This is a genomic window from Haloarchaeobius sp. FL176 (assembly GCF_024609245.1).
GTDB lineage: Archaea > Halobacteriota > Halobacteria > Halobacteriales > Natrialbaceae > Haloarchaeobius.
In genome coordinates this window covers 338512-351762 of sequence record NZ_JANJYH010000005.1, presented here as the reverse complement: position 1 = coordinate 351762, position 13251 = coordinate 338512, and the positions used below count along the sequence as shown (strand labels likewise).

Genomic DNA, 13251 nt, shown 5'->3' with positions numbered 1-13251 from the left:
GATTCGGGTGGATTCGGGCTCGGAAACCGTACCCGGTGCGTCATCTCGGACCGCGACGGTCAGCCGTGAGTAGCAGTCCGGCGACGGACGACCGACGCGAACCACTTGCCGACCACGCCGCCGAGCACGCCGGCAACCACGGCGATGGTGAGGGCGAGACCGACGAACACGACCGCGATGACCGCCTCGGCGACGGTGAACCACCACGTCCCGTCGCCGTCGAGGGCGACCACGAACAGGTCGGGGAGCATCCAGGCGAGCGCCGGGACGCCACCGAGGACGCCGGCTCCGGCGGCAGCGCGGTCCGCATCGCCCGACCCGCGGGCGGCGAGGAAGCCGGCGACGAGACCGCCGACGAACACACCGTTCAGCGACAACTCGCTCCCCAGTCCGGTGTAGAGATTGTGTGCGACGACGAGCGGTGCGGCGACGAGGCCGCCGATGATGGCGTACGTCCAGGCGTCCTGCTGGCGGCGGAGCGCGGAGCTCATACACGGACCGACGTGTCGGAACCCCGTATAAAACACCGGCGAGTTTCACAGTCGGAAGTCGTGGCCGGTCAGTCGTCGGGTCGCCGGCGGTCACCGGCCGTCTCACACCGTGATGAGCGCGTCGACGGCGATCTTCGTGATGACGGCGGTCAGCGCGCCCGTCCACGTCAGCGCGACGAAATGAACGTACCCCGAGAGGATGTGTCCCCGGTCGGCGACCCGGACCATGATCGATGACAGCAGCGCGTTGAGGACGATAGTGAGGATGAGCAGGTACTCGATCACCGCCACGTCGTACTGCTCCGTCGACAGCAGGAAGCTCATCTGGCTCGCCTGCAGGTCCATGTCGCTGACGATGGTCATCAGCATCTCGACGACCTCCAGCCCGACGAAGAAGGAGAACACCGACGCGGCGGTCAGCCCGTACAGCACGCCGATGAGCGTCGTCGTCGCCTGCTGGCGCTGCTCGCGCAGCTTGAGGACCTCGCTCTGGTTGCGCGAGATGACCTGGCCCAGCATCTTCGGGTCGCCACCCATCCGGCGGCCCTCGACGTACATGTCGCCGAACTTCTGGATGAGGTAGGAGCCGGCCTCGGCCGCGAAGAGCGACCACGAGCGCGAGGAGTCGACCCGCATCGCCAGGCGCTTGTACAGGTTGTCGATGTTGTGCGTGAGCGCGCCGAAGTCCTTGCGCCGCAGCGACTCCAGCACGTTCCCCGTCGAGGTCTGCTTGACCGACTCGACAGCGCCGAGCGCGCGGATGAAGCTCGGGAACTCGCTGTCGCGTTCTTTGACCTTCTTCTCCTCGCGGCGCACCAGCCAGCCCGGGATGAGCAGGGGGGTCACCGGGATGGCCGCCATCACCGGCAGCGGCAGCACGTCGCTCTTCACGGGGAGGTAGCCGAGCAGGATGCCACCGACGACGACGAGGGCGACGAGCGAGAGCACGCCGCCCGCGACGAGCGCCGGCCGGGCACGTTTGAGCGGGTAGTCGCCGGCGGTCTCCTGGATGTACCAGACCGGGTCGTACGGCGAGACGGCGTGGATAGCGTAGACGAAGCCCGCCTGCACGACGACGAACATGAAGATGACGCCCCCGACGGCGACCGTCGGGTTGATGCCGACGAGCACGGGGAGGACGATGGCGAACACCAGCACGAACGCCGTCGAGAGCATCATCGACAGGTAGAGCTCCTTCATCACGTCGAGCTTGTTCAGGTCCGCCTCGTAGCGGATGACGTACTGCTGGATGATGGAGTCCTGCTCGTCCATGAGGAACTCGCTGATCTGCTGGCCGCCACCGACGGTGTAGGCGAGGCGCTCCAGGAAGTCCGACAGGAGCGGCGAGTTCACCTGTCGCGCCCGCATCCGAGCGGAGTCGTCGAGGCTCTGGTTCCACGTGTCCACGAGCGCGACCAGGAAGCCCATCTCCTCGGCGAGCGCCTGGTACTCCTCCTCCTCGGCGAGGGTGCGGAAGATCTCGATGCGGTTGATGTTCGTCATCGAGAGCACCGTGATGTGGGTCAGGAAGAGGTGGAAGCGCTGGCGGATCTGCTTGCGCTGTCTGTCCTGCACCGCCTTCGGGTAGACTAGCGCGGCGAACACCGCGAACACCCCGAGCAGCACGACCGGGCCGCCGATGACCAGCGGGAGGCCGACCACGACGACGGCGACGGCGCTGCCGACCATGAACAGCACGGACGGGAGCACGATGAGCAGGACGTACCGCCGCGCGGACATCTCCATGCGGCGGTACGCCTCGCGGACCGAGGAGAGCAGCGTGCGAGCGTTGATATCGCCCGAGGGGTTCGCGGTGGACATCTCAGATGGTCTGGCCGAGGCCTCCGGTGTCGATGGAGATGCCCTCCATGCCGTCGCGCTGGTAGTCGGCGATGAAGTCGTTGACCTCGTGGTAGCCGAGGACGTCGGCGTCGATGGCCCGCCGGATGAGCTCGGCGCGCTTGTCCAGCTCGTCGTAGATGAGCCGGGTGTCCGTGTAGCCGAGCAGCGTCGCGATCTGCTCCTCGAGCACGTACGAGTTGTTCCGGCCGGTGAACTCGACCTCGTCCTCGCGGGGGTCCCAGTTGAACGCCTGCCGCGTGATGACGCCGTCCTCGTAGTCGGAGTAGCCCTCGATCTCCTGGACCGAGGTGACCCGACGGAGTACGTCGTCGCCCTGCTTGACACGGTTCTGGAACAGCGCCACGTCGCAGTTGTCCATGAACGTCTCGGGGACGTTGATGGGGGCGCCGGTGAACCGCTGGATCATCGAGACGATGTCGCTCGCGTGGAAAGTGAGCATCACCGGGTGGCCGGTCTGGGCGGCCTGGAACGCCATCTGGCCCTCCGCCCCACGGACCTCACCGACGATGATGTAGTCGGGGCGCGACCGCAACGCGGCCGCGACCAGGTCGAACATGTCCACGTCCGAGTCGCCGTCGCCCGAGCCCTCACGCGTGAGGAGCTGCTGCCACGTCTCCTGTGGCGGCTTGACCTCCGCGGTGTCCTCGGCGGTGTATATCTTCGAGTCGTTCGGGATAAACGAGAGCGAGGCGTTGAGCGTCGTCGTCTTGCCGGACGCCGTCTCGCCGACGACGAACACCGTCTGCTCGTTCTCCAGGCAGAGCCAGAGGTACGCGCCCAGCTCGGGGCTGAGCGTGCCCCACTTCGTGATCTGGAAGATGGAGAGCGGGATATCCTCGCCCTGCCGGATGGTGAGCGACGGCCCCTGGACCGAGACGTCGTCGGAGTAGATGATGTTGATACGCGAGCCGTCGGGCAGCGTCGAGTCGATGATGGGGTGGGAGTCACTGACGGGCGTGTCCATCCGCTCGCCCATGTTGCGGATCCAGTTCTGGAACGATTCGAGGCCGCCGAAGTCGACGTTCGTCCCGACCATCCCGTACGTGCCGTGGTCGCTGTAGCACTGGTGCGGGCCGATGACGTGGATGTCCTCGTTCTCCGGGTCCTGCATCACCGGGTCGAGCGGGCCGAGGCCGACGATGTCGCGTTGCAGGTGGTAGCGCAGTGACTCGTAGGTGCTCTGGTCGACCGTGATGGAGCCGCCGAACAGGCCGCCGATAGAGGAGCTGATGGCCCCGCCGACGCTGACGACCTCGCTCAGCAGCGTGTCGAGGTGCTCCTCGAACTCGTCGTCGTCCGAGGGCGCGGGTCGCGTGACCGAGCGGTCGAGGATGCGCTGGCGGACCTGTGCGTACACCTCGCGTTGCTCCTCGTCGAGCTGTGGTTCGATGCAGTAGTACGTCGTGTCGATGCCCATGTCGCCGTAGACGTGGACGAACACCTCGTCGGTCACCTGGTAGCAGACGTTCGGCCGGTCGGTCTCGTAGTCGCCCGGGTCCGGCACGAGCGTCGGGTACTCGCCGAACTCCGCGTTGAACTCCGCGAGGTGGTCCGCCAGGTGCGAGTGCTCCTCGCTCGCCTCCCGGAGCTCCGTCGTCATCCGGGTGGTGCCGTACTCCGCCATCTCAGGCCACCGTCCGGTTCACGATGGTGATGCCACGCCCCTGCTGGACGTTGAAGCCGATACCGTCGTCGACGGGCTGTTTCATGTTGGTGAACCGCCGCACACGAGCCGTCCGCCGGATGTCCTGCCCGACCGTCTCGGTCTCGATCTGGAGGAACACGTCCGCGACGCTCCGGATGGGCATCAGCCCGCGCTCCGTGACCGCGTCGGGGTCCGCGGTCAGGATGACCGTCTTCCCCTTGCGGGTCATGCTCTCGAAGAACGTCAGCACGGACTCCATGGCGTGGTCCTCGTCGCCGACGCCGGTGATGGCGTCGTACCGCGGGTCGTTCCGGAGGAACGCGCTGAACGCGTCGACGACGACGACGTCGCCCTGCCAGAGCAGGCTCGGCTCGGTGAGCCGCGCGAGCAGTTCGCGCTGGGAGCCGTTCCGGTGCGTGTCGACGTCCGCGCTGAGAAACAGCAGCTGGCCGCCGAGCAGGTGCTCGACCACGTCGTACGACAGCGAGTGCATCTGGGTGATGAACTCGCCGGCGTTCAGCTCCGACGAGATGTACGAGACGTAGGCGTCCTCGCTTGCGATACCGTAGGCCATACGCTGGCTCATGACCGACTTGCCCGCGCCGTCGACGCCCTCGATGAGGACGACGCTCCCTTCGGGGATGCCGCCGCCGAAGGCGTGATTGACGCGGTCCGAGTCGGTCAGGCCGAGCGAGTAGTAGTCGTTCATACGTAGAACTCGAACACCTCCCTGTCGCCGTTGATGATGATGACGACCCGATGTTCGCCGGGGTCGAGGCTGGCGGTCAGCTCGAACCGGACGACGTCGCCGGACCGCCAGTCGGAGCCGCCGAGGACCGTCAGCGACCGGTCGCTCCCCGAGACGTACTGACCGTCCAGCAGTACGTCGGGCGTGGACGCGTCCGTCGAGAGGCGGCCGTTCCCGGTGTTCTTGACGAGCAGCGTCACCGTGCTGCCGCTGTCGGCGTACACCGCGTCGCTTCCGGGGTCCGAGATGACGTCTATCTCGGTGTCGATCGTCTGGGCGGCGTCCGCGCTCCGGGCGTCGATGGAGCCGCTCACGTCGCCCACGCTCGTGACGAGCGTGCCCGCGACGCTCGCGGCGACGAGCATCGCGGCGATGAACAGGATCATGCTCGACACGGAACTGCTCGCCATCTCAGAGCACCTCCGTCTCGGCGATGCCGTTCTCGGTCACGAGCTTGACCCGCCCGGGCTCGGCGGTGACCCCGGTCAGCTCGAACTGGAGCTGTTCACCCGGGACCCAGATCGTTCTCCCGGGGTCGCCCCCGACGCGGGTCGTCGCACCGCTCGCGTAGCTCCCGTCCACCAGCAGGTCGGTGCCGGCGACAGACAGCGTCGTCGACCCCGTGTTGGTGACGTTCACGACGAGCGTGCCGGTCGAGGCGTTGTAGCTGACGTCCGTCAGGTTCATCGCGGTGTTCGCCTGTGCGAGCGCGCGGTCGTCGCGTGCCTCGCCCGCCTCCGTCACCCGTTCGTTCGCGGTCTCCATCACGGGGTAGACGGTGCTCAGGCAGACGAGCGCGCCGACGAACAGGATCGCGGCCGAGCCACTCGTGCTGAATCCCATCGTTACAGTCCGGTCTCGTCCATCGTCTCCTGGATGGCTTCGAGTTTCATGATGTACTCGTAGCTCTCTGCGTGGTCCTCCGCGTTCAGTTCGTTCGGGTCGCGGCTCGGGTCGACGGCCATGTCGAGGTCCGGTCCGGAGAGGGCGTCTTCGAGGTACGCCTTCACCTCGGGCGAGATCCACCCGATCTCCTCGTAGTACGCGATGGCCCGCAACGTCGCCGCCGGGCCCGCACTCGCCACGAGGTCGGTCAGCCACTCGAACACGAGAATGTCGGTCGCGTACGTGTCCGCGAGGGCCGAGAGGGTGGCGTCCGACCGTGACTCGACTGCCCCGGTCCGGGAGCCCTTCGACCCCCGCTCGTGCGAGCGCGACTCCTCGGCTGCTTCGCTCATCTGTGCTGCCTCGTCGGAGAGTGGTTCGACCTCCAGTTGGGTGTCATCTGCATCGTTTTCCTCCTGTTCTTGTACCGCCTGCTGGCCGCCGTCGCCGGTCTCGACCGTCTCCGCGTCGCCCTCGTCCGCTTCGGTTTCCGACTTCAGGTCGTCGAAGGAGACGGCGTTCTCGTCGCCCGGTTCGGTCGCTTCGACGACGACCTCGTTGTCCGCGAGGTCCTCGTCCGGCTCGTCCGCGGGCTCCTCGTCTTCCGGTTCGGGCTCCGGCTCTGCCGCCTCGGCCTCGTTCTCGACCGCGTCGGCCGGCGGCATCTCGCCAGTCGCGCCGTCGTGGTCGGGCTCGCCGCCGAGGCCGAACCCGTCCACGTCGTCGTTCATCTGGGTCTGGCTTCCGCCCTCGACGAACGGGTTCGCGCTGGCGGTCAGCTGGTCGTAGATGCCGAGCAGCTGTCGTACCGTCCCGTTGATGTCCTCGACGCGCTCGGCCACCTCCTCCTGGGAGCTCTGTATCGACTCGATCTGGGAGTTGCTGCGCTCTATGTCCTCCTGCATCGAGTCGATGCGGTGTTCGAGGTTCTCGACCTGTTCCTCCTGGTCGAGGTCATCGAGCGGGACGTCGTAGCCCGGTTCGGGCGACATCTCCTCGTCGTCGCCCTCGTCGGTGTCCGGCCCGGTGGTGCCCCCTCCCTGGGGTCCCTCCGAGCTGAGGAAGTCAGCGAGTACGTCCCGAATCCCCATTTATCTCCCTCTCGATGTAGAGTCGTACACGCACGGCGCGGTCGCTCCCGGTTACGGGGGCGAACACGCCGACGGTCGCTGTACTCCCAGCAGTCACTGCTACTTCGTAGGACGGATGTCGGTATATTGGTACGGACGCCTTCGCTCGCCGACTCGGCCCGCGTATCGAGGACTGAGTCGACGGTCGAAACAGATGTTGAGCGCATAGCGGTCTTGATAGTCGTGTCCGTCGTCGTCATCGACGGGGAAAACTCCCCACGCTGTGATGCGAGGAATCGGCTCACCCCACGACGGGGAACGACGTTGGCGGCGGTCGGCAGCAGACGCCTCTCTCTGGATCGCGTCGCGCCGACTCCCGGTTGGCCCTGCTGGGCCACGCGTAGCTGGTCGTGTCCGCGAGGACGCGAGTGAGCTGCTCGCACGGGGTGAATCACCGATGAACGTAACGGAACCACAAGATGGTGACCGCGGGCAGGTCGGCATCGGGACCTTGATCATCTTTATCGCGATGGTCCTGGTCGCGGCTGTCGCAGCTGGCGTGCTCATCAACACGGCAGGCATGCTGGAAGCGAAGGCGTCGGACACGAGTACCGACGCACAGTCACAGGTCTCTAATCACATCGTCGCTGTCAGCGCGACCGGCGAGGTGAACGACAATGGCACCGGCATCAAAAAGGTAAATATCACCTTGATGCAGGCAGCCGGTGCCGGCGATATCGACCTGAGCAAGGCGTCGTTCGAGTGGGTCTCGGACTCGGCAGCCGTCACGCTGTCGCACGATGACTCTGCAGTCTCGCTCGTCAACATGAGCGGGGACTCGAACACGACGCTGAACGACCGATCCGACCGCATCCGCGTCTCCATCGACGTCACAGATTCGCTAGTCGAAGGAACGTACCTCGCAGAGGGCGAAGAGGCGATGCTCCAGATAGTCGACCAGTCGGGCGCGAAGACGCTCTACGGCGTCAACGTCCCGCAGTCGATATCCGACGAGCAGTACGTCGTCGTCTGATGCGAGAGACCCGTGCCCCCACGCGGGGCACACACCAACCAATGAACGAACGCACGAAACACACGGACGAACGCGCCGACGGCATCCTCTCGCCAGAGGAGCTGACCCCAAGCGAGGACCACTGCGAGGACCTCGGCGACGGTCGGTTCGTCGTCTCGGCGAGCGATGGTCCGTCTGCGGGATCGAACGGCGGTCAGACCCGACTTCCGGACGTCGACCCGGCACGCGCCGGGCTGGCGACCGACGGGTCCGGTGGCCCACCGGGGGCCGCCGTGTCCGCCGACGCGCTGGCGAACGCTGACGAGCGATACGGCGTCGACATCGCGATGAAGACCGACGACGGCGTCGCACACGAGGAGATCCGCTCGGACGACGTGCGCGAGGTGTTCACGTCGCTGCTGACGTGGTACGCCGACGAACTCGACGACGAACTGGAAACCGAGGAGACGCTCCGGATACTGCTGGACGCGTCGCCGCTGGACGTATAGTCTGAAAATTGGTAATTACACGGTACTATTCTCCGGTCGGTAGTGATGTTGTTGCTTCTACGGACTTTCTTACTTCGATAGACAGCAGTACGATTCTCGCTCCATATCTTGTGCCGTATCGAGTCGTGAGTCGAGCATCGAAACGGCTCTCGAAACCATACAGGCCTTGATAGTAGTAGCTATCTTTGGCCTACTCGGGGCGCATCCCCACGTAAACATATGATAGTGGACGTAACAGAAAACGACGAACGCGGTCAGGTGGGCATCGGCACCCTGATTATCTTCATTGCCATGGTGCTCGTCGCCGCAGTGGCGGCCGGCGTGCTCATCAACACGGCCGGGCTGCTCGAGTCCACGGCCTCCGACACGGGCCAGGACTCGCAGGCACAGGTTTCCAATCAGATCGATGTCGTGACTGCGACCGGTCACAACGTCGACGGTGACAGCGCGGTCGAGATCCTGAACTTCACGGTCAAGAAGTCGGCGGGATCCGGTAATCTCGACCTTGAGGACGCGACGCTCGAGTATCAGTCAGATACCGCGTCCCAGACGCTCTCGTATGGCGCGACCGCGAACAGTACGCATTTCAACCATTCGGTACTGAAAGGCGACAGTAACGCTGTCCTCGAAGAGACGAACGAGCGTATCAACACTCGTATCAACGTGACCGATGTCGACAGCGAGCTCGTTGAAGGCTCGGAAGCGACGGTTCGCTTCGTCGACCAGTCCGGCGCGACGACCATCTACGGCGTCAACGTGCCCGACAGCATCTCCGGTGAGACGTTCGTGGAGGTCTAATCCATGTTCGCAGACATCACTGAGAACGACGGCGACCGCGGGCAGGTCGGTATCGGCACGCTGATCATCTTCATCGCGATGGTGCTCGTCGCGGCAGTCGCCGCGGGCGTGCTCATCAACACGGCCGGGCTGCTCGAGTCCACGGCCTCCGACACGGGCCAGGACTCCCAGTCCCAGGTGTCCAACCAGATTACCGTCGTCAGCGCATCCGGTAGCGTCGACAGCGGTAGCGTGGACTACCTCAACTTCACGGTCATGAAGTCCGCCGGTTCGGACGACATCGACCTCGAAGATGCGACGGTCGAATACACCAGCGAAGACATCTCCGAGACGCTGACGTTTGCGAACACGTTCGGTAGCGATAACTTCGTCGTCGCTCCTACGTCTGATCCGGACACTCCGAGTTCGTACTACGCAGCGACCAGTGGCCAGATCGTGCTCTCGAACACGTCTGACCGGGTCGTCGTCGGTGTCAACCTCGACGCCCTCGGTGACCCGCTCGACGAGGGCGAGGAGGCGACCGTTCGTCTCGTCGACCAGTCCGGTGCGACGACCGTGTACGGCGTGAACGTGCCGGACACGATCTCCAACGAAGACTACGTGGCGGTCTAAACGGCGACGCTGAGCCTTCCCACCTCAGCTTCGTCGACTCCGAGTACCGTCTGCGGGCGCATCCCCTCCGGTCTCACACTGGACCGGGGATGCGCCGGTGACATCGACCGGAGACGAGGACCGCTCGACGCGTCCCTCACGGGATGCGCTCGTAGACTCGCCCGGAACGGTACAGCGCGGCAACCATCCCAACGAACGGATATGAGGCGTCTCCCGACGCATCGATCCAGGCAACGCGATTCCGACGCTGGCGGCGACGTGCCGCCGGGGTCACCCCACGTGGTGTATCCCACACCCGAGGCAACGCGGATTCGGCTGCGAGCACGCCCCGACCTTCCCACTCGGGGCGACTCGCGTGCTTTTTATCGGTCGAGACGGTATCCCGACCATGAGCGACTCACGCCGCGAGACCTTTCTGGCGGGCGAGCTGCCCGAGGATATCGCACTCTACCTGGCCGATAGCTTCGTCGACGACGTCGGCCGGCTCGAGAAGTACGGCGAGCGCGTCGCCGACGGCATCGTCGTCGTCGTCGACGGCGACAGCGGCCGGGACGCGTTCACGGCCGCGACCGGCGCCGACGCGATGAACTTCGCGAAGGAGGCGATGGGCACGGAGGGTACAATCGCGCCGAACCTCACCGCCGGCGACTGTCCGGAGTGCGACGACGGCACGGTCGAGTACGTGTTCGCGTTCGCCGAGGAGCAGAACAAGGAGGTCGGCGGCCTCTACGAGGAGGGCGACGTCATCCACGCCTATGCCCGCTGCTCCTGCGAGGCGGCGTACAGCCACAAGTGGGTCGCCGGCTCCCGGTAGATGCCCACCGTCGTCGCCGTCGGGAGTGCGCTGCTCGACCGAATCTATCCGGTGACGAACCTGCCGGAACCCGACGGCGGCGCGTTCGCCCGCGACGAACGGACTGCGGCGGGTGGCGTCGCCGCGAACGTCGCCACCGCCTGCGCCCGGCTCGGGCGTGACGCCGGCGTCGTCAGCCGCGTCGGCCGCGACGACGACGGCGACCGGATTCTCGACTCGCTCGCTGCGGAGGATATCGACGCCAGCCACGTCTCTCGGGGCGACGAGCGCTCCAGCTACGCGATGATCCTCCGGGACGACGACGGTCGCCGGATGATAATCGCGGGCGGCGAGAGCATCCCGAAGCTCCGGCTGGACGACGATGCCCTCGACTACTGCCGCGACGCGGACGTGGTGTTCACCAGCGCGTACGCTCCCGACGAGGTAGTCTCGCGGCTCGTCGCGGCCGCCCGCGCGGACGATGCCTTTCCGCCCATCGTGTTCGACCTCGCCGGCCCCCTGGCGGAGCTGGAAGACCGCGGGACGGAGCCCGAGACCATCGACGACCTGCTCCCCGTGGTGGACTGTTTCGTGTCGAGCGAGGTTCCCCTCCGTTCGTACCTCGGCTGTGACGGGCGCGACGCGGCCGCGGAACTGCGCGAACGCGGGGTCACGCGAGCCGCGCTGACCCGTGGCGAGGATGGCGCGCTGTTGCTTGACGGCGACGACGTTGTGGAGTTCCCTGCGTTTCGGGTCGACGCGGTGGACACGACCGGTGCAGGCGACGCGTTCTCGGCCGGGCTGGTCGACGCGTGGATTCTCGACGGGAAATCGGCGGCCGAGGCGGGGCGGTTCGCGGCCGCCGTGGCGGCGGAGAACTGTCTCGGCGGGGGTGCGAGGGGCGGGTTGCCGAGGCGGGAGACGGTGCTTGAGCGGCTCTGACTGCTCTATTCTGCTTACACCGTCACCGGATACGCCAGCGAGAACTCCCAGGTGAACTGGACGTCGGTCGCTGGTATTCGAAACTCGCTCTCGAACGTGTACTCTCCGGACGGGATACAGCCGTCGAGGCTGTTGACGAGCAGCGAGTACGTGTTGGTGAACGTCTCGTCCCTGTCCAGCGTGATCTGAAAGCCGCTGTTCGGTGGGCTGTAGGGGATGTCGATTCGGTTCCAGCAGTGTCCCTCACGTGAGTCAGGCACGACAGTTCCCTCGTGGTCGCCGTTCTCGTCGATGATGGCCGCGTCGTGACGGTCGTGTGGTGCTAGGAGTAGTTCGGCTTGCTCGGGTCCATCACCGACGAGCTCCGAGGATAGCGGCGCGGAGCCGATGAAGTTCAGGTCCCGGGGTCGCCCCTCGTTCGTGACGCCGATTTCTATCTCCGCCGGGTGGTCCGAAGTTGCCCCGCGCAACGTCTCGACGTGAAATGAGATGTTCGCGTCGGCAATGGATGCCGGTGGTTCGGCGGTCGTCGTCGATTCTGCGGTCGGTGTCGCCGTCGGTTTTGACGTCGTCTCGGAGGTGGGCGTGTTCGTGGCACCCGTCGTCCCGGCTTCTGTCCCGGACTCGTCCAGCGCGGAACACCCCGGAAGCGCGACCAGTCCGAGACTCGCGAGAAGCCGACGCCTGTCCATACTCCCGGCTCTCACCGATGGAATAACCCTCTTGTCCCGAGAACGAATCCGCGAGCCCTATCGCTCCGTCTCCACGCCCTCGTCGTCGTCCTCCGGTTCGAGGTTCCGGAAGCCGTCGAGGATGACCTGCTTCGCGGTCGCGCCGCGGGTCGTCCAGTGGTGGGCGTAGTCGAGCATGTCGTCGTAGATGTCGGGCTTGCAGCCGGCGGCCTTGGGGTGGCCGCCGCCGTTGACCTGTGCGGCGACCTCGTGGCAGCGCTCAAACTCGTCGGTGCCGCGGATGGAGGCGGAGCCGGCGGGCTTGACGACGACGCTTGCGTCGGCACCCTGCTCGCGGAAGGCTTCGGCGACCTCGTTCTGCGAGCAGCGGCCGTAGGTGACGCCGACGGTCCAGCCGTTCACCTCTCGAATTTCGCCGCGGTCGACGGCCTTCTCGATGAGTGCCTCCTTCTCGACGCGGCGCTCGGCGAGCAGCTCCGCGGCCTCGGGCGGGAGGTCCGCGCCACCCTCGGCGACGATGTCGACGTACTCGTCCGGTTCGAGCCAGTACGCGAGGTCCGCGAGGTCGTCGGAGCGTTCGTCCTCGCGCAGCCAGAGGTCGTGGTCGCGAGTGACCGCGGCGAGGTCGACGAACTGCTCGTCGAACTCGTAGTCGAGCGAGCGCACGGCCACGTCGGCGGTGCACTCCTCCTCGCCGTCGCCGACGACGAGGTCGACGCCGGCGTCGCGGACGGCCTGCTCGACCTCGGGGTCCCACTGGTGGTGGTCGAACCAGCGCACGCTGTCGGCGGTCTCCAGCAGCATGTCGAGCTCGTCCTCGACGTACTCGAACTTGTCCGGGCAGAGGTCGCAGACGAACACGTCGAGGCCGGGTTCGCCGAACTCGGCGACGAGCTCCATCCCCTCCTCCAGGTCGTGCGGGCCGGCGGGTACGAGTCCGGCCTCGCCGAAGGCCTCGCGCAGGAGTGCGACGCAGGCCAGCCCGTCGGCGTCGGGGTCGGCCACGACGGCCACGGACTTCCCCGAGAGCGCCGACATCGCCTCGCGCTCGCGTCGCTCCTCGTCGACCTCGTCGGGTACGAAGAAGCCGGTGCCCGGCAGGATAGATTTGCGGGCCAGCGGCATATCCTCGTCAGCGATGAGTTCCTCGTTCATACCGAGAGGAGTGGCGGGAACGGCAAGAAGCCGCCG

At 66.2% G+C, this 13251-nt stretch carries 15 protein-coding genes; 6 read left to right on the top strand and 9 right to left on the bottom strand.

The features are described from left to right. Positions 1–59: 59 nt before the first annotated feature. From NO978_RS12470 to NO978_RS12440, 7 genes are all read right to left on the bottom strand, one after another. Positions 60–491, bottom strand: a complete 432-nt coding sequence (locus NO978_RS12470; protein ID WP_257299914.1) for a DUF5518 domain-containing protein — start codon at positions 489–491, stop codon at positions 60–62. Positions 492–593: 102 nt separating this feature from the next. Then, positions 594–2312: an archaellar assembly protein FlaJ gene (gene flaJ, locus NO978_RS12465; protein ID WP_257299913.1), complete on the bottom strand. Its 1719-nt coding sequence runs from the start codon at positions 2310–2312 to the stop codon at positions 594–596. Position 2313: 1 nt separating this feature from the next. Next, a complete protein-coding gene (locus tag NO978_RS12460; RefSeq protein WP_257299912.1) occupies positions 2314–3978 on the bottom strand; it encodes a type II/IV secretion system ATPase subunit in 1665 nt (554 codons plus the stop codon). Position 3979: 1 nt separating this feature from the next. Next, positions 3980–4708, bottom strand: coding sequence for an ATPase domain-containing protein (locus NO978_RS12455; protein ID WP_257299911.1), 729 nt, complete (start codon positions 4706–4708; stop codon positions 3980–3982). Next, positions 4705–5157, bottom strand: a complete 453-nt coding sequence (locus tag NO978_RS12450) for a hypothetical protein (protein WP_257299910.1) — start codon at positions 5155–5157, stop codon at positions 4705–4707. Before NO978_RS12450 ends, NO978_RS12455 begins: the two co-directional genes overlap by 4 nt. A gap of 1 nt (position 5158) precedes the next feature. Continuing rightward, positions 5159–5590, bottom strand: coding sequence for a flagellin (locus NO978_RS12445; protein WP_257299909.1), 432 nt, complete (start codon positions 5588–5590; stop codon positions 5159–5161). Between the two features lie 2 nt (positions 5591–5592). Next, positions 5593–6723, bottom strand: a complete 1131-nt coding sequence (locus NO978_RS12440; protein WP_257299908.1) for a FlaD/FlaE family flagellar protein — start codon at positions 6721–6723, stop codon at positions 5593–5595. Between the two features lie 436 nt (positions 6724–7159). On the opposite strand from NO978_RS12440, the gene NO978_RS12435 reads away from it, so the two are divergent. The 6 genes from NO978_RS12435 to NO978_RS12410 all read left to right on the top strand — a co-directional run bounded on the left by NO978_RS12435 (position 7160) and on the right by NO978_RS12410 (position 11368). Then, the gene (locus NO978_RS12435) at positions 7160–7735 is read left to right on the top strand and encodes an archaellin/type IV pilin N-terminal domain-containing protein (RefSeq protein ID WP_257299907.1); all 576 of its coding nucleotides are present in this window, start codon (positions 7160–7162) and stop codon (positions 7733–7735) included. A gap of 41 nt (positions 7736–7776) precedes the next feature. Beyond that, the gene (locus NO978_RS12430; RefSeq protein ID WP_257299906.1) at positions 7777–8223 is read left to right on the top strand and encodes a hypothetical protein; all 447 of its coding nucleotides are present in this window, start codon (positions 7777–7779) and stop codon (positions 8221–8223) included. A 219-nt stretch (positions 8224–8442) separates the two neighbouring features. After that, on the top strand, positions 8443–9021 hold the full coding sequence (locus NO978_RS12425; protein ID WP_257299905.1) for an archaellin/type IV pilin N-terminal domain-containing protein: 579 nt from the start codon (positions 8443–8445) through the stop codon (positions 9019–9021). Positions 9022–9024: 3 nt separating this feature from the next. After that, a complete protein-coding gene (locus tag NO978_RS12420; protein ID WP_257299904.1) occupies positions 9025–9633 on the top strand; it encodes an archaellin/type IV pilin N-terminal domain-containing protein in 609 nt (202 codons plus the stop codon). A gap of 388 nt (positions 9634–10021) precedes the next feature. Beyond that, positions 10022–10447 carry a DUF5807 family protein gene (locus NO978_RS12415; protein ID WP_257299903.1) on the top strand — a complete coding sequence of 142 codons (426 nt, stop codon included), beginning with the start codon at positions 10022–10024 and terminating at the stop codon, positions 10445–10447. After that, a complete protein-coding gene (locus NO978_RS12410; RefSeq protein ID WP_257299902.1) occupies positions 10448–11368 on the top strand; it encodes a carbohydrate kinase family protein in 921 nt (306 codons plus the stop codon). It begins immediately after the preceding gene. Between the two features lie 14 nt (positions 11369–11382). Here NO978_RS12410 and NO978_RS12405 read toward each other — a convergent pair whose 3' ends face one another. After that, a complete protein-coding gene (locus NO978_RS12405; RefSeq protein ID WP_257299901.1) occupies positions 11383–12060 on the bottom strand; it encodes a hypothetical protein in 678 nt (225 codons plus the stop codon). A 57-nt stretch (positions 12061–12117) separates the two neighbouring features. After that, positions 12118–13215 (bottom strand): DHH family phosphoesterase, encoded by a 1098-nt coding sequence (locus NO978_RS12400; protein WP_257299900.1) that lies wholly within the window; start codon positions 13213–13215, stop codon positions 12118–12120. Positions 13216–13251: the final 36 nt, after the last annotated feature.

Excerpts from the sequence above, each read along its gene's own strand:
- NO978_RS12455 (WP_257299911.1), bottom strand. The coding sequence starts at position 4,708 with ATGAACGACTACTACTCGCTCGGCCTGACCGACTCGGACCGCGTCAAT.
- NO978_RS12430 (WP_257299906.1), top strand. The coding sequence starts at position 7,777 with ATGAACGAACGCACGAAACACACGGACGAACGCGCCGACGGCATCCTC.
- NO978_RS12445 (WP_257299909.1), bottom strand. The coding sequence starts at position 5,590 with ATGGGATTCAGCACGAGTGGCTCGGCCGCGATCCTGTTCGTCGGCGCG.
- NO978_RS12435 (WP_257299907.1), top strand. The coding sequence starts at position 7,160 with ATGAACGTAACGGAACCACAAGATGGTGACCGCGGGCAGGTCGGCATC.
- flaJ (WP_257299913.1), bottom strand. The coding sequence starts at position 2,312 with ATGTCCACCGCGAACCCCTCGGGCGATATCAACGCTCGCACGCTGCTC.
- NO978_RS12460 (WP_257299912.1), bottom strand. The coding sequence starts at position 3,978 with ATGGCGGAGTACGGCACCACCCGGATGACGACGGAGCTCCGGGAGGCG.
- NO978_RS12400 (WP_257299900.1), bottom strand. The coding sequence starts at position 13,215 with ATGAACGAGGAACTCATCGCTGACGAGGATATGCCGCTGGCCCGCAAA.
- NO978_RS12440 (WP_257299908.1), bottom strand. The coding sequence starts at position 6,723 with ATGGGGATTCGGGACGTACTCGCTGACTTCCTCAGCTCGGAGGGACCC.
- NO978_RS12420 (WP_257299904.1), top strand. The coding sequence starts at position 9,025 with ATGTTCGCAGACATCACTGAGAACGACGGCGACCGCGGGCAGGTCGGT.
- NO978_RS12425 (WP_257299905.1), top strand. The coding sequence starts at position 8,443 with ATGATAGTGGACGTAACAGAAAACGACGAACGCGGTCAGGTGGGCATC.
- NO978_RS12405 (WP_257299901.1), bottom strand. The coding sequence starts at position 12,060 with ATGGACAGGCGTCGGCTTCTCGCGAGTCTCGGACTGGTCGCGCTTCCG.
- NO978_RS12415 (WP_257299903.1), top strand. The coding sequence starts at position 10,022 with ATGAGCGACTCACGCCGCGAGACCTTTCTGGCGGGCGAGCTGCCCGAG.
- NO978_RS12410 (WP_257299902.1), top strand. The coding sequence starts at position 10,448 with ATGCCCACCGTCGTCGCCGTCGGGAGTGCGCTGCTCGACCGAATCTAT.
- NO978_RS12470 (WP_257299914.1), bottom strand. The coding sequence starts at position 491 with ATGAGCTCCGCGCTCCGCCGCCAGCAGGACGCCTGGACGTACGCCATC.
- NO978_RS12450 (WP_257299910.1), bottom strand. The coding sequence starts at position 5,157 with ATGGCGAGCAGTTCCGTGTCGAGCATGATCCTGTTCATCGCCGCGATG.